The organism is Fulvivirga sp., from assembly GCF_040218215.1.
Classification (GTDB): domain Bacteria; phylum Bacteroidota; class Bacteroidia; order Cytophagales; family Cyclobacteriaceae; genus Fulvivirga.
This window is the reverse complement of the sequence record NZ_JAVJQL010000018.1, coordinates 67,258-91,703: the sequence shown is the minus strand read 5'-3', so window position 1 is coordinate 91,703 and position 24,446 is coordinate 67,258. Positions and strand designations below refer to the sequence as shown.

The window sequence follows — 24,446 nt, the reverse complement described above, 5'->3', positions numbered from 1 at the left end:
AAATTATCGTTTTGTTTGACTATTTAAACTTAGGATGTTTAACTCCTGGGAATTGCTTCTCAAAGAAATCTCCATATTCAACAATAGTCTTTTTCATGTCTTTTCTTAGCCAAATAATACCTACCAAGTTAGGTAGGGTCATTAAGGCAATGGTGATCCCTGATAATGTCCATATAATGGTAGTGTCAGCAAATGAAGCAAAGAAGAACGCCACTACATATACTATTCTGTAGTAAATCACTGACTTTGTTCCGAATAGATATGTCATGGCCCTATCTCCATAATATGACCAGCTAATGGCTGTACTAAATGCAAATAAAAGTAAACCTATAGAAACAATATATTGTCCATAGTCACCAAAGAATCCCCTGTTGAATGCAATGGCTGTAAGTGGGGCTGAGTGAACCAGAGATTTACCTTCAAACCTTAATGCCTGGGTGTCAGAAATACTTCCATTTTTTATGGTCACTGTTCCGGTGAATAACTTTTTAGTATCTAAAAGATTATCTTCATAAACAATTACATCATCAGCAAACGACCTTGCATGTAAAAAAGTAAGGTCGTCATTTGTTATTACTCCATTCTCTACTTTCAATGATCCGTTATATCTTTTCTCAGCGGAGTTGCCATTTAAGTGATTATAAATTTTATCCAAGTCCTCTTCATTTCTTTCAGAGTACTGATTCGACAAAATTTCAACATCGTTATATTCAAAAATATTCTGATGTTTTTCATTCCATGCACCAGACGAAAGTAGCACTAAACCAGTGACGGTACAGATAATGATAGTGTCAATAAATGGCTCAAGAATAGCCACCATACCCTCAGACAATGGCTCATTTGCTTTAGCAGAAGCATGGGCAATTGGGGCTGAACCCTGACCAGCTTCATTAGAGAATAAACCTCTATTTACGCCTCTATTAAAAGCATAAGCTATGTTGGCTCCTATGAAACCACCTGTAGCAGCAGAACCAGTGAATATATCAGCGAATATTGAAATGAAAGATGGAATGATATTATCAAGATTAGCAAAAATTACGGCAAAGGCTCCTATAAAGTAAATGATGGCCATAGCAGGTACCAGTTTAGAGGTAACAGCAGCAATTCTTTTTATACCACCAATAATTACTAGTCCTAATAACACTGCCAATACAGCTCCCGTTATCATTTGATCAAATCCGAAAGTGGCAAGTAATGAGCTTGAAATACTATTGATCTGAGGTAAACTTCCTGTACCAAAAGATGATAAAACCGTAGCGAATGCAAATATTGCCGCTAACCATTTTAGATTAACATTTTTTCCATTCAATGGAAACTTAGCATTTTTCATATAATACATGGGTCCGCCTGCCATAGTGCCATCATCAAGTTTTTCTCTGTACTTATGGGATAAAGCTACCTCTACAAACTTAGTACACATACCAAATGCAGCAGTTACCAGCATCCAGAAAAGTGCTGCCGGACCACCCAAATGGAGAGCAAACGCGACACCAGCAATATTTCCTGTTCCTACCGTTCCTGATAGTGCTGTGGCTAAAGCCTGAAAGTGTGAAGTATCTCCAGGGAGATCCTCTCTGTCAAATTTTCCTGAAACTATTCTTACCGCATGTCTGAAGAATCTTACCTGAGGGAATTTTAAATAAATAGTAAAGAAAAGTCCTGCACCTAAAAGGGCATATGGGAACCAAACTGCACTACCAATAAAACTGTCAATTAAGACCAGAAAATCATTTACTTGTTGCATTTCGTCAGTTTATGTAATTTGAATAACGGGCAAATCTAACAAATAAAAAATGGCAGCAAAAAATACATTTTGATAAGTGGAAAACCCCTTTTCTCTTGATGCTATTAAATAACTTAAAAAAAGTTAATTGGGATATCAACTTTTTTAAACCAAAACCGTTGAAACTTTACTTATTTAATTTAATGAAAAGAGCCTCTTTATTTATTTTGTTTTTGATTGCAGGGCTGGGAAAAATAAATGCTCAGGAGAAGAGTGCAATTGCGCTTATACGGGAAGAATTATTCTACAGTGATTTTGATCTTGAAAAATGCTTTGAATACTACACCAAAGTTGAAGCGTACAAACAAATAACCCCTGTAATAACAGCATACGAAGCTGCTGCCAAAGCACTAATTGCAAAGCACAGCTGGAATCCTGTGACCAAAGTTAGCAGCCTAAAGGAAGCCATGACCTTGCTTAACAAAGCAGTTGATCTTGATAAAATGAATCTTGAAATACGGTTTTTAAGATTGTACATAGAGAACAGTCTTCCCTCCTACATTGGTATGAAAGATAACATTGCAGAAGACAAAAAGCTTATTGTCGAAAATATTCAGCTATTGGATTCTTCTGACTTAAATGCCGACATAATACAATATATACTGAAATACATGTCTACTGAAGTAGCCTGCACTTCAGATGAAATGCAGGTTATTAAAGCTCGTTTGATTTAGACTACTTTCTTTCTTATCTGCTTGGCATAGGTTCTGCTCACAGGAAAACTCTTGCCATTCTCCATTTTAACGATTAATCCTCCATTAAAATGCTTTTCAATTTCCTTGAGAAAGTTGAGATTGATAATTGAACTTCTGTGTATTCTAATAAATACCTCAGGATCTAATCGCTCTTCAAGTTTACCAATACCCGATGAGCTCAAAAACTGATCGGCTTTGGTAGTAAGTACGGTATAGTCTCCAGATGCTTCCAAATGGATAATATCCTTCACTTCAATATTCAGGAGCTTCTCGCTTTTTTGAACAAATAAATGTGTTGAAAATTTAGCGCCACCATCTAATGTGCCTTTAATACTACTGATTAGCTCCTCCACATTATTTTCCTCAGCTCCTATTCTTTCAGAGGCTCTTTGCACAGCCAGCCTGAAGCGCTCTTCATCTAAAGGCTTTAATAAATAATCTATAGCACTCTTGTCAAATGCCTTTATGGCATATTGATCATAGGCCGTTGTAAAGATTACAAATGGTCGATGGTCTAGGTTCTCCAATACATCAAAACCATCCATCCCTGGCATTTGCACATCAAGAAATATCAGTTGAGGTTTCAAGTCATTGATTTTTTCAACGGCATCTTTACCGTTCGAGCACTCTGCAACAATTTCTATATCTGTATATGGTTCTAAAAATTCAATTAAAAGTTCGCGTGCAAGTTTTTCATCATCTATAATAATGCAGTTGATTTTCATGTTTAGCTTGTTAATTGTTTAGTTGGTTAGTGTTCTATTAGTTCAGCCACCTCTTTTGTAACCGCTGGTTCATAATTTTTTATTACAGGTATTACAAATTTAACTGTATATCCATCTTCTCTGGCCTCAATCTTCAGCCCGGCTCTTCGTCCGAAAATACTCATCAATCTTCTATTACTATTCTTTAAACCTACCCCAGTTGACTTGCCATCTAACACTTTTGAGGCATTTTTACCCAACCCGTCATCTGTTACCTCAAAGTAAATCCCGTCTTCAACACGTTTTATGATAAGATTAATTGTTCCTCCATCATCCTTTGGGCCAATTCCATATTTTACAGAGTTCTCTACGAGGGGCTGTAATATCATTGGTGGCACCTCAAGGCTGGTACATCCTGGCTCAACCTCCACAACATACTTCAGACGGGTTCCAAACCTTACTTGTTGAATTTTTATATAGTTTTCAATAAACTCAAGTTCATGAACGAGCTTTACAAGCTCACCGGAATGCGAGTCAAGTGCATATCTAAATACATCGGAAAGCTGAGTAATTACTTTTCGGGCCTTTTCTTTGCTCGAAGATATTAGCATACTAATAGAATTGAGGGTATTAAATAAAAAGTGCGGGTTGATCTGAGATTTAAGCAAAGCGAGCTGCATTTCTTTATTCTTAAGTGCTAACTGGCTCTTTTCCTGCTCCTTGCGCTGTGTGTATTCAAAATACCTGATTACATAAAAAATGGCCACGGTAATAATGTATTGATCGTAAAACCTCATAGCATCCCAGCTTAAGAGGTTAAGCATATATTCTTTCCAATCATCAAAGAATACGAGGCCATCCAGAAAGTAATCAAAATAATAGGATAAGTAGCTCATGGCCATAAAGTATACTGACAAGCCAATAATATGCCCTGTAATCTGAAAAACGAGCTTATATCTTACAATCCAGTAAGCATAAAAAAATGTAAGGCCTATAAAGATGCAAAGTGCCTCAAACATATAGAGTCCGTTCCACAGAGCGTCTGTATTGTATGGCCTGAAAACCTGCCATTCAATTATTGAGCTGAGGGTATAATTTGCAGCATACCAAAGACAAATCAGCATGTATGCTGTTTTATAGACTTTGGGTATTTTTTCAAACAGGCTCATAAGAAGTCAACTAAATTAAGAATTCGTACTCAAAAAATTGCTTAGGCAAATTTAAGAGCAACGTACTTTCGTTAAAATGATTGATTTATGGGTTAAAACTTGCATCAATACTTTAAATAGCTTTATTGACCAATACATTAATTGATAATTTGACGTTTCATTGCCATCTTTAACAATTACTTAAGTAACTAGATATCAACAATATGCGATCTCTTTTGATTGTAATTTTTTTATCAATCTCTGCTATAGGGTTTTCTCAGAAGACAATCACTATATCAGGTAAATTGATCGATGATGAGACTGAAGAGCCTATTATCTTTGCATCAATTGGCATAGATGGAAAATCTGTGGGTACAGTTTCAAATGCAGTAGGCGAATTTGATTTTCATGTGCCCTACATCTATAAGGACTATCGGATGGTCATTAGAATGTTAGGATATCAAAACCTTTCGGTACCTATTTCCAATTATGCTTACAAAGACACTGTAATATTTAGACTGAAAAGGGCATCAAAAGTATTGGATGAGGTAATAATCACTGATTCTTTGAATGGAGGCGACATTGTAAGTGCTGCCCTGAATAAAATTGACCAAAACTACCCTAAGGAACCATTTTTGATGGATGGTTTTTACCGTGATTTAAAAAAAGTGGGAGGAAAGTACTTCTCACTATTAGAAGCAGCTGTCAAAATTTATGATGAAGATTACGAAGAGCCTAAAAACAAAAACAGGCTTAGAGAAAGAGTAGCACTAATGGAAGTGCGAAAGAGTTTGGGTTACAGCAATAAGTTTACCCGCTACTTTGAGAAATATAACTTGCTTGAAGATTTACTCCTTCACAACAACATCCGCTATAGACAATTCCCTATGCAAGAGGTCTTTTTTAATAGCTTTAGGAGGGGTGAAACTACAATGTACAATGGTCAATTGGTGCATGTAGCTGAAGGCAGATTTCTTGTGCCAGACAATGGAGGCACTATGCACATTAAGCTTTTTGTTGATGTCGAAACCTATGGGATTGTTAGGATGGAGTATGAACGGACATTCAACAATGAGGTACTTAGAAAAAAGGGAGACCTCGTGAGTAGGTATATTTCTGATATAAAATCGATCGACTTTAAAGAGTACCAGGGTAAAATGTATCTGAATCTGATTAAGCTTCAATCAAAAATAAATTGGTACGATCAAAAAACGGATGAGCTAAAATTTGAAACAGAACTGCAGCAAGAGCTACTAATTAATAATATAGAAACCAACCCATATGAGCGCATAACAGGTACAGAAAAAATGAGGAGGTATGGCCTTCAGTATCAAGACGAGCGGTATAATCGAGAATTCTGGGAGAATTATAACGTAATAAAGGACACGCCTTTAGATGAAGAAATTGTAGCCGATTTGGAAGAATTAGGCACACTTGAAGAGCAGTTCGAGAATTACTAATCGGTAGATGATGTCATTTATCGTAAAAAAATACGGTATGACGATGAGGTCTACCAACTTTGATCAGCATGGTGTTACTTAGTAATCATAAAGCCAACTATAGACAAGAAACATCCCTGAGGCCAAGGTGCTTTGGGGATGTTTTTTTATAGGGGAATGTTAAGTTTATTAGCCTCTTGAAGCAGGTCGTTTTTATCTATCGGCACCACGCCAATATGCTCACAAACAAGGCCTCCACCCAAATTGGACAAAGCAGCAATAATCTTTGGAGAAAGGTTTAAGGCTATACACAATGCAGCAATACTGATAACAGTATCACCAGCACCAGAAACATCTGCAATCTCTCTTAAGTGCGCAGGGATTTGATGTTTTTCATTTTTGAAATTAATGAAAACACCCCGTTCCGATAAGGTAATTAATGAACCATCAGCTCCAAGCTTTTCAATCAAAAGCTCCACCGCCTTTTCAATCTCTTCCTGATTATCCTTTTCGAAGTCCAACTTAAGGCCTTCTTTTAATTCTTTCAGGTTTGGCTTGAATAAGGTAGTGCCTTTGTAGGCCAAAAAATTTCTCTTCTTAGGGTCAACAACTGTAGGTATATTTTTGGCCTTGGCCATCTCCACAGTTTTTTTAATAACATTCCTGGTAATTACTCCCTTATCATAATCTTCAAAGATCACCACTTGGCAATCTGAGAGGAGCAATTCTATTCTTTTAAGCAGTTGACTCTCTTCAGTTTTTGACAAAACCCTATCCGTCTCCTCATCCACACGCACCATGTGATGATGCCCACTAAGTACTCTCGTTTTAACCGTTGTGGGGCGCTCAGCACTTCCTACAATACCTTTATCAGAAATACCATTGACGATCAATCGCTCCTTAAACTTTATACTGCCTTCATCATCACCAATCACAGCGCATAAAATCGGGTTGGCACCTAAAGCCTGTACGTTCAACGCCACATTAGCGGCACCGCCAAGTCTGTAATCCCGCTTGGTGGCTCTAACAATAGGCACTGGTGCTTCAGGAGAAATTCTCTCCACCGCCCCCCAGATGTAGGCATCAATCATAACATCACCAATGATGAGCACATTTAAGCCCTCAAATGCATTGAATATCTGATTGAAATTGGAATAGGCCATTTAAGAAAGTTTACTCAAAGCAGATTTTATTCTGATCATTGCCTCCTTAAGCTCTTCTACGGAAGCCGCATATGAGATTCTAACACAACTTGCATCTCCAAAAGCATCTCCTGTTACCAGTGAAACATGAGCTTCTTCAAGGATGTACAAGCAAAGATCATCTGCATTCTTAATTACTCTCTCACCTATCTTCTTACCAAAGTAGTGGCTTACATCAGGGAAAAAGTAAAATGCACCTGTAGGCATATTTGTTTTTACACCTGGTATGTCTTTCAATAAATCATAAACCAACGCTCTTCTTTCATGATAAGCTTTGGTCATTTCTTTGGTAGGCCCCAAATCTGAAGTTAAAGCAGTTAATGCAGCCCGTTGCGCAATAGAGCAGTTAGCAGATGTTATCTGTCCCTGCATTTTATTACAGCCGTCTGCTATCCATTTTGGAGCAGAGATATAGCCCACTCTCCAGCCAGTCATAGCAAAACCTTTGGCAAAACCGTTAACAGTAACAGTTTTCTCAAGCATCCCCGGTAAGGAAGCCATACTTACATGGTCACCCGTAAAATTAATATGTTCATATATTTCATCAGCTATTACTATAATATCCTTTTCACGGATAACATTTGCAATGGCTTCTAGTTCTGTTCTCGTAAAAACTGATCCTGTCGGATTACAAGGAGATGAATATATTATGGCCTTTGTTCTTGGTGTAATAGCTGCTGCCAATTGCTCTGCAGTAGCTTTAAAATCATCCTCAATGCCCCCTTTTATGAAGACAGGGGTTCCTTCAGCAAGTTGAATAAGCGCTGAGTAGCTTACCCAAAATGGAGAAAAAACAATCACCTCATCACCTGGATTAACCAGGGCGAACATTACATTGGCGATTGATTGTTTCGCTCCATTTGAAACAACAATGTTTTCAGCTTTGCTGTCAATGTTGTTTTCTTTTTTCAGTTTAGCTGCAATAGCTTCCCTCAAATCCAAATAACCTGCTACAGGAGGATAGGCAAAATATTTACCTTCATCAATAGCTTTCTTTGCACCTTCCTGAATATGTTTAGGAGTCTTAAAATCGGGCTCTCCCAAACTGAGACTTATTACATCAATGCCCTGTGATTTGAACTCACGGGCTTTTGCTGCCATCGCTAATGTGGCAGACTCTTCCATGTTGTTAATTCTGTCAGATAAATTCATAAATGTGCTGTATGCTATAAATTCAGAGGCCAAAAATAGACATTTCAACATATAAAAATAAAGCAAGCGCATTTATTAATACACTTGCTTTATTTTTTCTATTTAGTGACCAGGCTTTCCCTATGATTTAGAAAAGTAGACGCGCCTAAGCACCTTCCCTTTATATACAATTTGCAGTTCGTAATTTCCCCTTTCCATTAGATCAATATTGACTCGCACCTTTGATGTTAATACACGTGGTAATGCCCCTTCGTAAACAGTAAACTTTTGCTCTGGCATGCTTTACTTACTTTCTCTTATTCCCTTTCTTTTTAAATCTACCCTTATAGTTAGATGGTGACTTTTGATTAAACCGTTGGTTATTGTTAATATCTAAGAACTCGTAGGACAAGGTGAATTCATGACTGGGGCCCAAGGAGGCAGAACTTGAAGCTATATCAACGCTATAGCCTAATAAAAGCTTGCTCATCAATTTAAATCCGCCTGTAATATTGAAGACATTAATTGCGTTATTTTCCTTACTAGAGAATTCAGCGCTTCCACCAACTCTGGCGGAAATGCCGAATAAAATGAGATCATTAAAAGTATAGTAGCAACCAAGATCCCATGAATGACTAACCTTCGAAAATTTGCGATAAATAAACATGGGCTCGATCAAATCAACGCCTCCTCTAACTGGAAGCATAAGTGCCCCTTGGGCGGTATAGTATTGCACTAGGATATTTTGATCATCATCGCCTTTAAATGCTGTAGCTAAACGATTAGAAGATATTCCAATTTTAAAGTAACGGTGTTGATAGTTAATGCCTGCAGAGTAATCCATTTTGTTGTACTGGCCAGCATCCAGCAAGGCCAGCATTTCATCTGAAAGGTCACCAACTACGCGGTCAGCGTCAGCTCGAATATTATTATACTCAGCAGCAACCCCCATTGAAAACAATTGGTCGTTTCCAATTTCAATATGGTAAGCAAAAGCACCTGACACATAAGTATTATTCATGAAATTGATCTTTTCGTTGTACAGACTAAGGCCAACTCCAAAATTGTTGTAGGACAAAGGCATATTAAAACTTAGGAAGTTAATCTTTCCTCCCCCCTCCACCTTATTAAAAGCAGCACGATGAGCAAAGGTTATTGAACCGTTGTCAAGTCCTGCAAATGAAGAATTATAAATAAATGCATCTGTTAATTTTTGGCTGAGCAGCGGGACATCCTGTGCTTTGACAAATACAGTGTTTACCAATATTAGAATCCATATGAATGTAGTTCTCATGGCAAACTATTTAAGTATTGTGATTAAAACAGGGGTTGATCTCTTGCCACCATACTCCACCACGCAGATGTAATTACCTGCTGAAATGCGGTCAAGGTCACAACCTTTCTGATCGGAAGGATCATTGCTAAAGTTTTCGATGCGACAGATTTCCGAGCCCCAACGGGTCATAATGATGACGGTATTTTCTTCATATCGCTCTATATTCTCTATGTAGAACGCATCATTTTTGCCATCCTTCCTGTCAGGAGTAACAATATTGTGAATGGTTAGGGCCAAATCTTCTTCAGAGTCAGAGCCTAATAAAAAATAAGGTCCAATTCCCTGGAGCTGGCTTTCCACTGATAGGGAGCCATTAACCAGATTGCCTCCTAAATCCAATGCATTAGCACCGTCAGATTGTAGCACTGTAAAGGCCATACCCTCAGTATCCAAAAGTGGGAGTTGAATTAAAGACCCTTCAAAATCTCCTTCTGTTGTGATCTGCCAATACCAATCCTGAACGGCCATGTCTACATCCAGCGATTCATTAAAGGCTTCTAAACCAACGATGACTTCTTCTTCGCCTTGAACATCGGTAAGTATAACTGGTGTGTATATTTGATTTTTACCAAGAGGATAAAACTTTTCTCCTGTACCTTGATGATATAAGTTGCCGGCAACATAAGCACCATTTTCAGAAGTTATGTTTGCACTATTGAGTAGTAATAGTTGTGAATTATTGACAGGAGTTATTGTACCTCCCATTAAAGCGAGGCTATTGACAACAATTATGGAATTGTGTAGCTGATAGGCACCATTAATTTTTAGATTATTGAGGGTTGAACTGTCAGTTGTTTGAAGTTCCCCATCACCAGTCAAATACAATCGTGAGTTAATGTCCCACACCAAGGAGCCTTCATTGTTTAAGGAGCCATCGGTAGTCACAATATTGTCTATTTTTAGAGAAACGCCCTCTCCTATTACAAATTGTCCGTGAACAATAGTAGAAATAAACAATAGAATGGATAGTATTAAACCTTTCATTATAAAGAAATTCATACCTATTTACTGTTTACTCTCAGTTTGTTTAAGCAGCACCTTCATTTGATCTTCAAGCTCCCTAATACGTTCTTCCTGAGTAATGATGATTTCCTGTTGCTCTTGAATTGCTTTAATAGCGACAACACTTAAACCACTATAATTGAGCGTATGCAGGTCTTTGTAATTTCCATCGTCAACAACATTAACCAGGTCGGGAAATAAGGCCATCACTTCCTGGGCAATGAGGCCGATGTTTTCTTGACTATTGGAACCATTGTCTTTGAACTTATAGCGTGAAGGTTTGAGTTGCATAACACTAGCTAACACTGCACCCATTCTATGAACGTTCATCTTTAACCTTTCATCAGATGCATTGTAATAAACACCACTAACAGCCTCAAACCCTCCTTTTATTGTTCCTCCACCATAAAGTAACAAGTCGGGTGGACTGACACCCTTTTCATCTTGAAAATTCCAACTTCCGGCTTTTATAATTGGGGCACTAATTTGATATCCCGCTCGAATTGATCCTTCAAAGGTATTAAGTGAATCACCAGAAGATAAGATACCATAGGCAACTCCGGCACTTACATTATCAACTACTCTAAGGCGTAGGCCCACAGAACCTCCATTAGAATTATCTGTAATCGTACTTTCAAATCCATAGGTAGTTCGTGGTGAGTTTTGTACTATCTGAGAATTATAACCAATTTTTTCATTATTGCCGTCAACTATTCTTGAGGAAAAGCTAGTTCTGCTGCCTGTACCAGTGCCATAAATATGTACGTAATTCCCTAAAGATTTTCCATCGCTATCAGTCTCCAAATCATGAGTCATGGCAGTCAAAGTTCCTGATGAAGTGATCATAGAATTATAAAATCCATTTAAATCAGAATTACCAACGACCCTTGAATAGAATGCATAACCTGCAGCACTACTATTGTGAATGACATTACTGTAAATCCCATAACTTGGCTGATCTCCCCCTTGCCGTACGGTTGAATAAATGCCCGTTTTTTTACCAGACCCTAGTCTTAAATTTGACCAAATACCAAATTTATCTCCAACTCCAGATCCCAGAATTGTGGAATGAATACCATATTGCTCTACTTCGCTGTTATTGTTTACGATGTTACTTCTTAAACCATAGCTATGCAGTATATCATTATCTTGCACTATGTCAGAGTCATAACCTACCTTTTCCCCACCTTCTGAAATTATTGAATGGAACCCGCGGGATATGGGACTTGTGTTTTCTGATATTTCCGATAGTACACCCGTACTATTCCCGGTATTATTTGAAATGACAGTATGAAGTCCGATGCCCTCCCCTCCTTGAATTGTGGTATAAAAGCCAGTGCCTTTGCCACTTTCACTACCTACTCCGCTTAGTATACCATATTTATCACCGCTTCCTAAACCAGCATGAACGAGATAAACCCCCGCAGCTGGTTGATCAGCATTGTCACTCACCAGTTGAATAAATTGACCATATCCAGTAGCCTCTGCCTGCTGGTCTACTTCTATAATCTGACCAGCTTTAGCACCCTGTCCACTTTCTACTGACACATAGTTTCCAATTTTAGACCCTGTAGATTCTCCATTCACATCAATATAGCTGCCATATGCTGCAGAAGTACCAGTATAATTATTTGAAATGTGCAATGCTCTACTCTCGGTACTACCTGTGGTAATATCGACATGAAGTTTACCAGCTGGATCGGCTGTTCCAACCCCAATATTCCCAGTGCTAAAATGAATATTATCACCCTTGGTTGACCATAATGACCCTGGAGGAGTGGCTGAAAGTTCATCCAAAGCCGACTGAACATCTGTTGCAATTAACCCTGAGGCTGTATTATCATAAATAACCTCTGTGGCTGTTTGATCGTCAGAATTCGAAGGAATCAATGCTGCAAGATCAATGATAGAGCCATTAGTGATGCTCAATTCAGTCCCCGCTAAATTCAGGTCTTGCTTATAACCGCTTAAATCTATTGATTCTGTACCATTTTCAATGGTCAAAACATCTTCTGCAATTGATAATTCTTGATTGTCAGTATCCTCAAATGAAACATCACTGGCTACCCAACCGACACCTGACTGAAACTGTAGCATCTGCCCATCTGTCGGTAACTCAGCACTTACATCACCAATTTCACTAAGCTGATCTATGGAGACGCTGCTTCCTTCTGCTATATTTAACCACTCAGTACCATTCCACAAAAAAACCGAAGAGGTGGTGCTTTCATACACCAACATTCCGTTTTCGGAAGCTCCCGGATTGATGCTATTCTTGTTCTCAACCACTGGTAAAATGAATCCCTGATCACCAGTTGACGTTACCAAAGTTAGCACTGACTTATTATTCAGGTCTTCGCTACCTATGGTTACACTTTTTTGGGCATGAATTGTAGCAGTGCAAATAAATGACAGCACTACAATGCATAAATACTGTATGGGTATGGTTTGTGTTTTCATCATAGTGTTCAATTAGTCAGGAATATTAAAGCGTGCTTTAATTTCATTATAATCCATGTCGGTATAGTTAATTGTGCGACCTGCCGAGGCAGGAATCCCTCCAGGTATAACCACATACCTAAAATGAGTAGGAATAGCTCGCCCTAGAGGTAAATTTTCAGGTGGAGTTCCATCTCTGTAAAGAAATATCCTGGAGATGGTAGGCGTTTCACTCCTGGGTGGAACCACATAAAAACTATAAATTGTTTGATCCAATTGCATAGGCAAAGGGTTAACGATATCTGAAGGTTCCTCTTTGCAATAGACCAAAAATACAGCGGTGTTTGTAGAAGTGAGGTTGTTATCAATTTCTGCCAGGAGATACAATGAATAGTTACCTCCACTTCCAAACTCACTGTCCAGCCAATCCGAGTAGATTACATTAGCGGCACCAGGATCACCCTTTTCTCCCTGCTCGCCTTGTTCTCCTTGTTCTCCTTGTTCTCCTTGTATGCCCTCTTCACCTTGGGGGCCAGGCTCACCATCTTCAGCGCATCCTATAGCAAGCATAATAGCCAATAATAAACTTCCTAATATTTTAGTTATCCTATTCATAACATTAATTTACAAGCACACATCGAGGCCCACATTATCGCTAAAAGTAGACCCGTCATAATTCAGGTTTCCAGCTTCGAATACTATTCCGCACCCAGCGCTATATCTGATGATAGAATTTGTCACCTTTAGGCTGGGCGAGTCATAAGCTCCATCTTTTTCAACACCAATATTGGCCAATTCGCCCGCAATGGGGTCACTTCCACCATATTCTATTATGCAGTAATCCATCTCATTTAAGATGCTATTGCTCTGAATGATAAGCCCTTGCCAGTACCCTGGGGTTTTTAATACTCCTGTAAATGTTATGGGGTCAGACTCAGTACCTTTAGCAATGAGAGTTCCTAAAGGAATATCCAAATTTTGTTTAAAAATGGCTGTTTGGTTGGCCTCAAATTCTATAATCGCACCGGGCATTATGTTGAGCTGAGCCTCCACATCAAAAGATTGTTCCACACGATAGGCTGCACCTCTGTCCAATGCAGGCCAAACAGCGTCCTCCGTGATATCATGAATAGAGCTACCACTGGCGTTGATCTCCACCCCGTTGAAACCATTTGTTCCGTTCAGCTCTGGAATGCCACCAAAAAAATCTGAGAATGCATCAATAGCCCCTACATTATTGGCATCTATCCGCACGGCCGATTCGGTGTTATTGACAAATGAGTTGGCTCCAAATTCACGTAAAAGTGTGCCTTCCTCCACAATCAGTCCGTAACCTGAAGTATTTGAGATGGTGGTACGTTCTATACTCAGGCTACCATTAAAACCACTTTCTGATTCTATGGCCACTGCCCCATGCAACGCCACACCTGTTCCATAAGTCACAATAGGATCACTTCCTGCGTATCTTACATTCACCTCTCTGAGCACATTCCTTGAGTCATTAGATTCAAAAGATAATCCTCTCCAAAATCCAGCCTCTTCTTCTGTCCCGGTAAATATTATCTTATCAGAACCTGTTCCTTCTGCGGTAAGGCTTCCGTCAGCGTTTACATCGGTAATGTCCATTCCGGCATTGGCTTCAAAAGCAATCACCACGCCAGGCATTATGGTGAGATGTGCGCGCACGTCTATCAAATCGGTTACCACATAATCAGGGATATCAGGATCGCATACAATGTTGTAAAAGGTGGTTTCTTCGTCAATATCACTATTCACAACTATCGGTAGAACATCTGAAAGACTTGTAGTTTTGCTAAGCACATCCACAACAGGCGTGCATGATGAACAATCCCAACTTACATTGATGGTATTGTCATCGATCAGTGTGAGCGTTACATCTTCATAAGATCCTCCCGAACTTAACAGTCCCTCGCCTACAAATGAATTACCTTCGGCAGCCACCAAATTTCTAAAGAGCGGGTCAGGGCAAACTATGTTTGCATCATTCAGCGTAGCAGCATAAACTTCCCCGTCAGCTGATGTGTCTGTTATCAAAAATTCTACAACTACAAAGCCTTCCTCCTCACCTGCCAACGGCACATTGTCATCAACCCAGCTTCCGTTCAGTGTAGTGATATCTAATATGGTTGGGGCTGGATCATCATCATCACAACCGGTTAGAAAAACAGAAGTACAGACAAAAAGCATACTAACAACTATTGCATTTATTTTTTTCATTCGATCTAGTTTTATGTTTTAATGATTCTTATGTGTTTAAAGGCCAACCATATCAGGGTCTTCTACAATTTTTATCTGTAACTCAGCATAAGTAGAATTTGCTGGGGTAGCAAAATCATGGACTTCCAGATTTAGTGTAAATGATTCCTGAAAAACACCAATGATTTGGATTTCACCTGAAAAGGAAAGTGCTGTTAGCGCATTGTCAATATCACCTTCTTTGATAAGAGTAGTTACAATGCCATCTTCTGTCCGTTGCACATCAGACGGAAGATTAGCAAAATCCACTGACTGCCAAGGTGCCACTAAAACGAGCTGTTCTACTCCCCCAGCATCAGCTCCTAAAAAAGTAAAATCGTAGGTAGTCCCTTCTAAGAGATTAAGCTGTATTTCCTCAAAATTATCTCTCGGTGTAAAGGTTTGATTGATACCGGCACCCTGAATATTAAGTGTGAACTCAGGTGGCACATCGTCCATCTCAGGTACTTCCTCTACATCACAACTCAACAAAGGGATTATAAACAAACCAGTTATGAAAAGCCCTTTGAGTTTTGTTGCCACAACCATAGACAAAAGGTTGTTCGTGATTCTCATAAAGCCAAGGTCGATAAATCTACCTTCGGCTTATATCAAATTTGTAACAACTACTAGGAGAGATGTAACAAGCCCCCGAAAACAGTGCTATTGGCAGGTTTTAGCCGTTTGTGTGCACCTCTGCTGCGTATTGAGATGGGGTGCATCCATAAGCATCTTTGAAACATTTAGCAAAATATGATGGATCATTAAATCCAACAGCATAAGCTACTTCAGACATATTCACATCAGAAGTATCTAACAGCTGAGCTGCCATTTTTAGTCTTTGAGATCTTATAAATTCAGAAGTACTCAACCCAATCAAAGCCTTGAGCTTACGGTGCAGTTGCATTCTGCTCATGCCTATTTCCTTACTAAAAAGTTCGGCAGTAAAGTCAGATTTGGTCAGGTGTGAATCTATTATTGATTGTACCCGATCAAGAAATTTTTCATCAACAGATGAAATTGCAATGTCTTTTGGTTGAAGTATGACCTCCTGGCTATAGCGTTCTCTCAATTGAGTTCTCAATTCAATTAATTTCTCAACTCTAACCTTTAAAATCTCATTATTAAATGGTTTAACCATATATTCATCGGCACCCGTTTCCAGTCCTTTTAGCTCATTTTCATCGCCTGCCTTAGCAGTAAGTAAAATAATAGGAATATGGCTAGTTCGCTCATCTGCCTTAAGGGTTTGAGACAGTTCAACACCATCCTTAATTGGCATCATTACATCAGATATAATGACATCGGGAACATGCTCGATGGCCTTCTGGATACCCTCCTCACCGTTCTCAGCCTGAAGGATTGAATAGTAAGTGTTAAACAAGCCCCTAATTAGCTCACGCAAATCTGAATTATCTTCTACAATCAGCATTATAGGCTTTTCACTATCAATTATATCTGGTGCTGTAATTATATAATCTGCCTCTTCTTTAGGGAAAGAGGTTTCTCTAATTTGAGAATCAGACGCCCGCTCATCAGTTGCATAATTAGTATCAGCTATAGGCAACTGAACTTCAAAACAGGTAAACTCATTTTCGTTACTCGTTAAGCTTATAGACCCTTTGTGAAGTGTTACGAGCTCTTTTACCAAGGCCAGTCCAATACCTACTCCTCCCTGATTTTTTCCCATTTGATAGAATCGATCAAAAATTTTCCTTTGTTGATCTTTAGGGATGCCTGCACCAGTATTTCTTACTTCAATAATGGCCAGATGACCACTAACTTTCTGCTCATACTGAACCTTACCACCTTCAGGTGTGTATTTAATAGCATTAGAAAGCAGGTTTACCACTATCTTTTCAAGAATATCTTTATCAAAATGGCAATCACCCATTTCGGTGACATTGGTAATAAACTCAATGCCTTTCCGCTCAGCAAGGTACCGAAATGGAGCAACTACAACTCTGGAAAATGATGATAATGAGGCCCTTTCTATATTAAGTTTCAGACTGCCTGATTCCAGCTTTGAAAGATCAAGCAGCTGATCAACCAGTGACAAAAGCCGGTCTGCATTTCTGTTTATCATCTGCAAATGTGCTCGGTTACTATCGCTCAGGCCCCCATGAGCAAGCTGCTCTTGCACAGGTCCTTTGATTAACGTTAGCGGAGTTCGGAATTCATGAGAGATATTGGCAAAGAAGTTTGATTTAATAATGTCTAGCTCTTGCAGTTTATTGGTTGTCTTTTGTCTATTCCTATAAAGGATAAAAAAGAAAATGGCAGCAATTAAAACGATTAGCACAATGCCTGATAAAAGGTACAGTTGGTTTTGTTTTTCTTGTTGAGCAAGCTGATTTTGCGTAGTAAGCAGCGCTATTTCCTGTTCTTTTTTTTCTGTTTGATATTTAGCCTCGAGTTCAAATATCTCTTCGTCCTTACCTATACTGTCCAACTCATCACGAAGAGTTATATAGTCTTTATATGTTTGATTGAGTTTCTCTGTCGCCTCATCTTGAGTATAAATAAGTACTAACTGTTCATACATTACTTTTCTGGTTTCAACTTCACCTATCTCTTTACTCAGCTTTATACCATCTTCACCAAATTTAGAAGCTAGTGCCAAATCTCCAATTTCTAAATACAGGTATGACATGTAATTTAAAGCATTGAGCTGGAACAACTTATTGGTACCTTCAAATGCTATATCATAATATAATTGGTAATCCTGCAATGCTTCATTATACTTCTCTTGTTTTAGGAAAAAATACCCTCGTGAAATGATCGCATAAGTATAACTGCTCTGTGGCCCTTTGTCCTTATAATAGTTGATAGCCTCTGAGAGTAATTTTTCTGCCTTATTATAGTCACCAACACTGGTGTAGTATTGTGTCAGACCCAGGTTAACTTCCTGAATACCAGACAGGTCATTAAGCTCTTCATACATTTCTTTAGCTTTGAAATAGTATTCTACGGCTTTTTCATACCCATGAGTTACTCGCACAGAGTAGCCTATATAATTCAGAATTTTGGCACGGAGCGGTGACACTTTCAGATTCTCGTTAACTTCACAGACCGAATCAGCTTTTGTATAAAATAAAAAGGCCTTTTCATACTCAAGCTTGTAAAACTGACCATTACCCAAAATTACATATCCTCTTGCTACATGCTGGGGCAAATCGTTTTCCTCTGCAATTTTAATTCCTGCATGTATTGAGTTTTGGGCAGCTTTATCCTCACCTTGACCATAATAAAACTCTCCTAGATGATAATAGAGAGATAATCGATGCTTTGCGTCACTTACCAAACTCAGACCAAGCTCAAAAGTAGAAACTATAGCATCTGGTTGGTTACTATTTTCCCTCAACCACTGCGTATACACCTCAATTACTTTGCGAATTCCTTTCTGGTCTTTAGCACTTGATGCTTTGGCAATTGCCTCTTTATAAAGGTCATTGATTACACCTTTTTCCTCATGCTCTTTGGCAAGTGCCAAAAGCACTTCCAAATAAGTACTATCAGGAAGCGGAGTTTCTTGCAAATTTCGCAACGAATCAATCTTACGATTTTGCCCCCAAGCTAGTGTGCTTTGAATAACTAAGAAGATAAACAAGCAGGCGAAGAATCTACCAAAAAGGAACCTTCGGAACAGGTTCGATAAAGCCACAGACACAATAACAAACAGTTGTCGCATTGTGTAAAGTTTTACCTTAAATTAACAATAATTAATCTTTAAAATAATTAATTATAGCCTTAATCTTGTTTGTAGGACGTTCTGCTCACAATTGACCTGCCTAATGTGATTTCATCAGCATATTCGAGTTCACCGCCTATAGGTATGCCACGTGCAATGGTACTAATATTTACTTGAGATTGTTTGAGCTTCTTGGTAAGGTAAAAAGCGGTAGTATCACCTTCCATGGTTGGGCTCAGGGCAAATATTATCTCCTTAACAGGATCTTCAGTGTTTTCAACCCGCTTTAGCAACTGCTCAATATTAAGTTCACCTGGCCCTACACCTTCAATAGGCGAAATAACCCCACCTAACACATGATAGAGGCCGGTATACTGTGAGGTATTCTCTATGGCTAGCACATCTCGTGTATCTTCTACCACGCAAATGATTGACCTGTCCCTTCTGTGGCTGCTGCACACATTGCAAACTTCAGCATCAGAAATATTGAGACACAGTTTACAGTATTTTGTTTTTGTTCTCAAATCAACCAATGCTTCACTCAACGACAGTGTATTGTTCTCACTTTCTTTCAGTAAATGAAGGGCTAACCGCAATGCGGTTTTCTTTCCAATACCGGGAAGTTTTGAGATTTCATCAACGGCTCTTTCTATGAGTTTTGAAGGGTATTCCATAGCTGGCAAAGATAATTAAACTAATGCAGCAAAAATTACTTTGTGAAGTCAACCTTGTGCAAGATTAAACCAGATGCTGGTGCAGGACCCATTGAAAACTCAGCATTTCCGGTGCTTAAAGCCTTTTTAAGTTGCTCATTATTCAAATTACCTCTACCCACCTCAAATAGAAAAGCCATCATCATTCTTACCTGATGACGGCCGAACCCCGGGCCTTTTACAATTAAAATAAAACTCTCGTCCGGCATAAAACTTCCTTTGTATTGAGTATTTTCTATGATTGAGCATTCTGAAACCGTCCTTATGACCTGTGACTGCTCTCCAGAATTCACACAGAAAGACTTAAAATTATGCTCCCCAATAAAATTAGGAGCTATAGATTTCATTAAATCAATATTAAGGGTCTCTTGAAGAAAGGTAAGAAATGGTGCTCCAAACGGATGTGTTTTACCACCAAAACCAAAAACATAGTGGTATTCCTTTTCTTTTGCATTCTTAATGATATTAAAGCTTTCATCAATCTCATCAACTGACAATGCCTTAATATCAGATGGCAAATTTTGATTGAGAAGCTCTAGAAAATCCGGAGTCATCTTTTCATAGCAAAACAGCTCCAGCGCAAAATCATTGGCCGAAACCATCGCATCAGTTCTACTACAACCTAAAGTCTTGAAGTTTTTATGCTGTAACACATAGGCAATGGTCTTGTCAACCATACCCTGTACAGTCTTGATATTTGACTGTTTTTGCCAACCATGATACCTAAAACCCAGAAACTGGATTCTAATTAAATAAAAATGTTTTGTGGAAAAGAAGTTATCCATGATCCATCATCTGGTCAGACCATGAACGAAAGGTTACAATACCCGTGCATCAATGCCAGCCTCACAGATGGCTTCTTTCTTCGGTTTTAGATCTATCAGTGTTCCCGTTTTAACAGTACATTTCCCTTTATAGTGAATGATCCATGCACATTGCTCAGCCTGCTCAACAGAGTGTCTGCATACCTTTACCAAAGTATTAATGACATGATCAAAAGTGTTGAAATCATCATTAAATACTACAAGGTCTTTAAGGTCACTAGTACTGACCTCCTCTAAAACATCAACCTCTTCTTGGTAGCTATATCCGAAATCCATGTAGTTTTGTTTAGTTTGCCAAAGGTAAAAAAAAATAAGAAGCATCTAAAATTATGAGCCCTCAACTGGTTGTCACCGTAATATTTATCTATTTCTCGGTCTTAATATTGATTTCATTTTTAACTAGCAGAACGACTGATTCCTCTACTTTTTTTACGGGAAACAGGCAATCACCGTGGTATCTGGTGGCGTTTGGCATGATTGGAGCTTCGCTCTCGGGTGTGACCTTCATTTCTGTACCCGGCTGGGTAGCCTCCACCCAATTTGGTTATATGCAAATGGTACTTGGCTATCTGGTAGGTTATGCCTTTATCGGTCTCATACTCATGCCATTATACTACAGGCTCAATTTAATATCCATCTACCAATACCTTGAAGACCGTTTTGGTTTTTGGAGTTATAAAACTGGTGCATTCTTCTTTCTAATAAGCCGAATAGTAGGTGCTTCTTTCAGACTCTTCTTAGTTGCTGGAGTATTACAAATTGCCATTTTTGATACCTGGGAGATCTCTTTCCACGTAACTGTTGCCATTACCATAGGTCTTATATGGCTCTATACCTTCAGAGGTGGTATCAAAACCATTGTTTGGACTGACACACTGCAAACATTGTTCATGTTATTGGCCGTTGTTATTGTAATAAAAAATATTAATATAGAGCTGGATATGGGTTTTGCCCAAATGGTGACCTCTGTAAAAGAAAGCAGTTTTTCTCAAGTCTTCTTTTGGGACTGGAACGAGAGCAGTCATTTTATCAAGCAGTTTTTGTCAGGTGCTTTTATAGCCATAGTAATGACAGGTCTTGATCAGGATATGATGCAGAAAAACCTGACCTGCAAAAACATTGGTGAAGCTCAGAAGAACATGTTTTGGTTTTCAATAGTCTTGGTTGTTGTCAACCTTCTATTCCTATGCCTTGGAGCAATGCTATACATCTACTCCCAATCTAAGGGCATACCCATCCCTGAAAGAAGTGACGACCTGTTCCCAGTTTTGGCTCTACAGCATTTTGATGTTTTCACTGGAATAGTGTTCCTGCTGGGAATAATAGCCGCTGCTTACTCCAGCGCAGATTCTGCATTAACATCACTGACCACCTCATTCTGTGTAGATTTTCTGAATTTCCAGCGAGAAGAGACTTTAGAAAATGTCAAAAGTCAAAGGAATTTAAGATTGCTTATACATTTAGGCTTTTCAATAATACTGTTTGCAGTTATTATCATCTTTAAAAGCCTGAACAATGATGCTGTAATAAGTTCTGTATTTAAAGCTGCAGGCTATACTTACGGGCCACTTTTAGGACTTTATACCTTTGGGTTGTTTACCAACTTCAAACTTCGCGATTGGGCAGTACCTATTGTTTGCATTCTGTCACCAGCCATATCCTATTACCTTAACCTCAATTCAGAGCAATTCTTTAATGGCTATAAATTCGGTTTTGAAATATTACTGGTTAATGGAGGGCTGACATTTTTGGGGCTACTGCTGCTTATCAAAAAAGAAAGGGCCACCCTTTGAAAGAGTGGCCCCTGCTGTATATATTAAAACCAACTAAAACAACACAGCATATCTTTAAAATCAACCAAAAATCATGTACTTACCTTGTTACAATGGTTGTGCCAATAGACTAAAAGTGCTTTAAACGCATTTTAAGACGTTTTTTATCTTTTATTTCTCCCAATTTGAGACAAAAGTTCCCGTGTTGGAGCCCAAGTGTAAATGGTGCGCCTGTTTAGTCCTGATAAATTGGTGTTTAAAATTTTCCTTACTCTCCACAGAAATGATTGATAAGAATAAAATTCTAGTGTGGTAAATTTTTTGACAAAAAAGAAGCCACTCCTTTTGGGGGAGTGGCCTCGCTGTACACATTAAAACCAACTAAAACAAATACAGCATATCTTTAAAATCAACCTAAAATCATGTATTATGTGTATTACAATGGGTGTGCCAATAGTAAAAACCTTATTTAAATGCATTCAGGAGCACTGCGCTATTTTCATTTATCCCAATTTGAAACAATTGCTCCCATCATGAATCTGATAACCCGTTGATTACAAATCCTTTGATCATCTCCGATCTAGCATCATTTCCATTAAAATCCCGACAGATGAGTAATGAGTTAGAGAAAGAGGTTTGTGAAATGTCTATAAAAAAAGAGGCCACCCCTTTTGAAAGGAGTGGCCCCGCTGCACATTTTAAAACCAACTAAAACAAATACAGCATATTTATAAAACCAACAAAATTCTTGTGTCCTTCTATTTACAATCCCTTAACCAATCGCTTGACAGTACCATTAGCTATTGTTATAGAATTTTTATCTGGATTTCGCTCCAAATATGAGAGACTGTTTCCTGCCCTGAACCCCTTGCTCCAAATCCTTTTTTACCTGAATCCTCTCTATATAGCTCCCCTTTTCTATTACTACAGTATATTCTCCATCTCTTGAATCACAGAAGTCAATAACCATTTTCTTTTTTACTAACTCTTCCTTAGTTACCACATCACCATTTGAGTAAACCAACTTTATGGTGGCTCCAACTAAGTCCTTCTTAACTTTGAACTTTAGTATGTTTTTGGCATCGGTATCAATGAGCTCAACGGATGGATCGCTGATCTTAGCGAATGATGAGACACTTATTAGTAAGGCGGTGGTTATTAATGCTAAAGTCTTCATGTGTAATATTTTTGATTTAAAACACATACTTCAACATAAGTGCCAAAGCTTGAAAATGGCTTTAAACGTCATTTTTAGCCTATCAATATCCCAAATTGTTTCAATGCTGGATTTTATTTCCCGATATGGGAATGTAAGGTTTAGATTAATTCGGTCATTGGATCCCAAAAAATCCTTTTAAAGTCAGAAACCTTATCCTCAACAACTGTAATTCCTTCATCCTTCAGAAGTTGTTCCATTCTATCCGGTTCTGAAAAATGGTTTTTGCCAGAAAGGAGTCCTACCCTGTTTACCACACGGTGAGCGGGCACATTATCAAGGCCATGAGCAGCATTCATTGCCCAGCCCACCATTCTGGCACTTCTCTTTGCCCCCAGGTAGTTGGCAATAGCTCCATAGCTGGTAACGCGGCCTTTTGGTATCAACCTCACCACATCATAGACATTTTGAAAAAATGAATAGTGTTTATCTTCAGGCATAATAAAATAGACATTTAAACGCCCGACTAACTTATAAAGAATAATCTTTTAATGGCGTTCAGTTTTTACTGAATTTCAAATTCTTAAAGCCAAAGTTTGATAATCAGTCAGTTAACTGATTTTAATGCAGCTAATCGAACGCAACAACTACCAAAAGATTAGCTACTGCCATATTTGGCTATTTAGGCTAGCTTCGAGCAGTACACATTAAAATCAACTAAACTTATGTTCAACAATAAAGAACAACAAATGCAAGCTGAAGCACACAATGCAAATAATATAATTGGTAAGGGAAGTACTTTTACTGGCAATGTACATACCCATGGAAACATCAGGGTAGAAGGAAAAGTGGTGGGCGATATAGTGTCCAAATCAAAGGTGGTAATTGGGAACTCCGCTATAATAGAAGGTAATGTTAAAGCTCAATTTGCCGAGGTAGAAGGAGAAGTTAAGGGTTCATTAATCATCTCAGATAACCTTGTTTTAAAGCCTTCATGCTCAATAAAGGGTGATATTATTGCTAACAAACTGGTAGTTGAGGCAGGTGCCAAATTCGATGGACAATGTAAAATGGGTCAGCAAAATATGAAAATTGAGCTTGCCGAAGATTTGAAGAAAGAGCTTGAGGAAAAGAAACTACAAAAAGCAGTGTAGC

Annotated in this window: 21 protein-coding genes; 4 read left to right on the top strand and 17 right to left on the bottom strand. The window is 38.5% G+C overall.

Going from position 1 to position 24,446, the window contains the following annotated elements:
* Positions 1–19 precede the first annotated feature (19 nt).
* A complete protein-coding gene (locus tag RIB54_RS13980) occupies positions 20–1,744 on the bottom strand; it encodes an alanine/glycine:cation symporter family protein (protein WP_350101493.1) in 1,725 nt (574 codons plus the stop codon).
* A gap of 182 nt (positions 1,745–1,926) precedes the next feature.
* Here RIB54_RS13980 and RIB54_RS13975 point away from each other — a divergent pair, with 182 nt between their 5' ends.
* On the top strand, positions 1,927–2,457 hold the full coding sequence (locus RIB54_RS13975) for a hypothetical protein (protein WP_350064435.1): 531 nt from the start codon (positions 1,927–1,929) through the stop codon (positions 2,455–2,457).
* Here RIB54_RS13975 and RIB54_RS13970 read toward each other — a convergent pair.
* Entirely contained in the window at positions 2,454–3,203 is a 750-nt protein-coding gene (locus RIB54_RS13970; RefSeq protein ID WP_350064433.1) for a LytR/AlgR family response regulator transcription factor, read from the bottom strand. The two genes, RIB54_RS13975 and RIB54_RS13970, sit on opposite strands and share 4 nt — an antisense overlap.
* Positions 3,204–3,229: 26 nt before the next feature.
* Entirely contained in the window at positions 3,230–4,351 is a 1,122-nt protein-coding gene (locus RIB54_RS13965; protein WP_350101492.1) for a sensor histidine kinase, read from the bottom strand.
* A gap of 203 nt (positions 4,352–4,554) precedes the next feature.
* On the opposite strand from RIB54_RS13965, the gene RIB54_RS13960 reads away from it, so the two are divergent.
* Positions 4,555–5,790, top strand: a complete 1,236-nt coding sequence (locus tag RIB54_RS13960; protein ID WP_350101491.1) for a carboxypeptidase-like regulatory domain-containing protein — start codon at positions 4,555–4,557, stop codon at positions 5,788–5,790.
* Between the two features lie 146 nt (positions 5,791–5,936).
* Here RIB54_RS13960 and RIB54_RS13955 read toward each other — a convergent pair whose 3' ends face one another.
* The 12 genes from RIB54_RS13955 to RIB54_RS13900 all read right to left on the bottom strand — a co-directional run bounded on the left by RIB54_RS13955 (position 5,937) and on the right by RIB54_RS13900 (position 20,639).
* Positions 5,937–6,932, bottom strand: a complete 996-nt coding sequence (locus RIB54_RS13955) for a bifunctional heptose 7-phosphate kinase/heptose 1-phosphate adenyltransferase (RefSeq protein ID WP_350101490.1) — start codon at positions 6,930–6,932, stop codon at positions 5,937–5,939.
* Complete coding sequence (locus tag RIB54_RS13950; protein WP_350101489.1) at positions 6,933–8,123, bottom strand: pyridoxal phosphate-dependent aminotransferase; 1,191 nt, start codon at positions 8,121–8,123, stop codon at positions 6,933–6,935.
* 286 nt (positions 8,124–8,409) lie between these two features.
* Positions 8,410–9,396, bottom strand: coding sequence for a PorP/SprF family type IX secretion system membrane protein (locus RIB54_RS13945; RefSeq protein ID WP_350101488.1), 987 nt, complete (start codon positions 9,394–9,396; stop codon positions 8,410–8,412).
* A 6-nt stretch (positions 9,397–9,402) separates the two neighbouring features.
* A complete protein-coding gene (locus tag RIB54_RS13940; RefSeq protein ID WP_350101487.1) occupies positions 9,403–10,437 on the bottom strand; it encodes a T9SS type B sorting domain-containing protein in 1,035 nt (344 codons plus the stop codon).
* A gap of 6 nt (positions 10,438–10,443) precedes the next feature.
* Complete coding sequence (locus tag RIB54_RS13935; RefSeq protein WP_350101486.1) at positions 10,444–12,903, bottom strand: tail fiber domain-containing protein; 2,460 nt, start codon at positions 12,901–12,903, stop codon at positions 10,444–10,446.
* A gap of 9 nt (positions 12,904–12,912) precedes the next feature.
* Positions 12,913–13,494, bottom strand: coding sequence for a hypothetical protein (locus RIB54_RS13930; RefSeq protein WP_350101485.1), 582 nt, complete (start codon positions 13,492–13,494; stop codon positions 12,913–12,915).
* Between the two features lie 9 nt (positions 13,495–13,503).
* Complete coding sequence (locus tag RIB54_RS13925) at positions 13,504–15,117, bottom strand: hypothetical protein (protein WP_350101484.1); 1,614 nt, start codon at positions 15,115–15,117, stop codon at positions 13,504–13,506.
* Between the two features lie 36 nt (positions 15,118–15,153).
* Complete coding sequence (locus RIB54_RS13920) at positions 15,154–15,711, bottom strand: hypothetical protein (protein WP_350101483.1); 558 nt, start codon at positions 15,709–15,711, stop codon at positions 15,154–15,156.
* A gap of 100 nt (positions 15,712–15,811) precedes the next feature.
* Positions 15,812–18,826 carry an ATP-binding protein gene (locus RIB54_RS13915; protein WP_350101482.1) on the bottom strand — a complete coding sequence of 1,005 codons (3,015 nt, stop codon included), beginning with the start codon at positions 18,824–18,826 and terminating at the stop codon, positions 15,812–15,814.
* 59 nt (positions 18,827–18,885) lie between these two features.
* On the bottom strand, positions 18,886–19,500 hold the full coding sequence (gene recR, locus RIB54_RS13910; protein WP_350101481.1) for a recombination mediator RecR: 615 nt from the start codon (positions 19,498–19,500) through the stop codon (positions 18,886–18,888).
* A 35-nt stretch (positions 19,501–19,535) separates the two neighbouring features.
* Positions 19,536–20,324, bottom strand: a complete 789-nt coding sequence (locus RIB54_RS13905; protein WP_350101479.1) for a tRNA pseudouridine synthase A — start codon at positions 20,322–20,324, stop codon at positions 19,536–19,538.
* A 33-nt stretch (positions 20,325–20,357) separates the two neighbouring features.
* Entirely contained in the window at positions 20,358–20,639 is a 282-nt protein-coding gene (locus RIB54_RS13900; protein ID WP_155182224.1) for an ATP-dependent Clp protease adaptor ClpS, read from the bottom strand.
* A 53-nt stretch (positions 20,640–20,692) separates the two neighbouring features.
* Here RIB54_RS13900 and RIB54_RS13895 point away from each other — a divergent pair, with 53 nt between their 5' ends.
* A complete protein-coding gene (locus tag RIB54_RS13895; protein WP_350101478.1) occupies positions 20,693–22,156 on the top strand; it encodes a sodium:solute symporter in 1,464 nt (487 codons plus the stop codon).
* A gap of 796 nt (positions 22,157–22,952) precedes the next feature.
* On the opposite strand, the gene RIB54_RS13890 is transcribed toward RIB54_RS13895, so the two are convergent.
* Entirely contained in the window at positions 22,953–23,312 is a 360-nt protein-coding gene (locus RIB54_RS13890) for a hypothetical protein (protein WP_350101477.1), read from the bottom strand.
* A 140-nt stretch (positions 23,313–23,452) separates the two neighbouring features.
* Positions 23,453–23,791 carry an MGMT family protein gene (locus tag RIB54_RS13885; protein WP_350101476.1) on the bottom strand — a complete coding sequence of 113 codons (339 nt, stop codon included), beginning with the start codon at positions 23,789–23,791 and terminating at the stop codon, positions 23,453–23,455.
* A 225-nt stretch (positions 23,792–24,016) separates the two neighbouring features.
* Here RIB54_RS13885 and RIB54_RS13880 point away from each other — a divergent pair, with 225 nt between their 5' ends.
* Positions 24,017–24,445, top strand: coding sequence for a bactofilin family protein (locus RIB54_RS13880; RefSeq protein WP_350064413.1), 429 nt, complete (start codon positions 24,017–24,019; stop codon positions 24,443–24,445).
* Position 24,446: the final 1 nt, after the last annotated feature.

Excerpts from the sequence above, each read along its gene's own strand:
- RIB54_RS13980 (WP_350101493.1), bottom strand. The coding sequence starts at position 1,744 with ATGCAACAAGTAAATGATTTTCTGGTCTTAATTGACAGTTTTATTGGT.
- RIB54_RS13945 (WP_350101488.1), bottom strand. The coding sequence starts at position 9,396 with ATGAGAACTACATTCATATGGATTCTAATATTGGTAAACACTGTATTT.
- RIB54_RS13950 (WP_350101489.1), bottom strand. The coding sequence starts at position 8,123 with ATGAATTTATCTGACAGAATTAACAACATGGAAGAGTCTGCCACATTA.
- RIB54_RS13955 (WP_350101490.1), bottom strand. The coding sequence starts at position 6,932 with ATGGCCTATTCCAATTTCAATCAGATATTCAATGCATTTGAGGGCTTA.
- RIB54_RS13925 (WP_350101484.1), bottom strand. The coding sequence starts at position 15,117 with ATGAAAAAAATAAATGCAATAGTTGTTAGTATGCTTTTTGTCTGTACT.
- RIB54_RS13935 (WP_350101486.1), bottom strand. The coding sequence starts at position 12,903 with ATGATGAAAACACAAACCATACCCATACAGTATTTATGCATTGTAGTG.
- RIB54_RS13920 (WP_350101483.1), bottom strand. The coding sequence starts at position 15,711 with ATGAGAATCACGAACAACCTTTTGTCTATGGTTGTGGCAACAAAACTC.
- RIB54_RS13960 (WP_350101491.1), top strand. The coding sequence starts at position 4,555 with ATGCGATCTCTTTTGATTGTAATTTTTTTATCAATCTCTGCTATAGGG.
- RIB54_RS13880 (WP_350064413.1), top strand. The coding sequence starts at position 24,017 with ATGTTCAACAATAAAGAACAACAAATGCAAGCTGAAGCACACAATGCA.
- RIB54_RS13970 (WP_350064433.1), bottom strand. The coding sequence starts at position 3,203 with ATGAAAATCAACTGCATTATTATAGATGATGAAAAACTTGCACGCGAA.
- RIB54_RS13940 (WP_350101487.1), bottom strand. The coding sequence starts at position 10,437 with ATGAATTTCTTTATAATGAAAGGTTTAATACTATCCATTCTATTGTTT.
- recR (WP_350101481.1), bottom strand. The coding sequence starts at position 19,500 with ATGGAATACCCTTCAAAACTCATAGAAAGAGCCGTTGATGAAATCTCA.
- RIB54_RS13885 (WP_350101476.1), bottom strand. The coding sequence starts at position 23,791 with ATGCCTGAAGATAAACACTATTCATTTTTTCAAAATGTCTATGATGTG.
- RIB54_RS13905 (WP_350101479.1), bottom strand. The coding sequence starts at position 20,324 with ATGGATAACTTCTTTTCCACAAAACATTTTTATTTAATTAGAATCCAG.
- RIB54_RS13900 (WP_155182224.1), bottom strand. The coding sequence starts at position 20,639 with ATGGATTTCGGATATAGCTACCAAGAAGAGGTTGATGTTTTAGAGGAG.
- RIB54_RS13930 (WP_350101485.1), bottom strand. The coding sequence starts at position 13,494 with ATGAATAGGATAACTAAAATATTAGGAAGTTTATTATTGGCTATTATG.
- RIB54_RS13895 (WP_350101478.1), top strand. The coding sequence starts at position 20,693 with ATGAGCCCTCAACTGGTTGTCACCGTAATATTTATCTATTTCTCGGTC.
- RIB54_RS13890 (WP_350101477.1), bottom strand. The coding sequence starts at position 23,312 with ATGAAGACTTTAGCATTAATAACCACCGCCTTACTAATAAGTGTCTCA.
- RIB54_RS13915 (WP_350101482.1), bottom strand. The coding sequence starts at position 18,826 with ATGCGACAACTGTTTGTTATTGTGTCTGTGGCTTTATCGAACCTGTTC.
- RIB54_RS13975 (WP_350064435.1), top strand. The coding sequence starts at position 1,927 with ATGAAAAGAGCCTCTTTATTTATTTTGTTTTTGATTGCAGGGCTGGGA.
- RIB54_RS13965 (WP_350101492.1), bottom strand. The coding sequence starts at position 4,351 with ATGAGCCTGTTTGAAAAAATACCCAAAGTCTATAAAACAGCATACATG.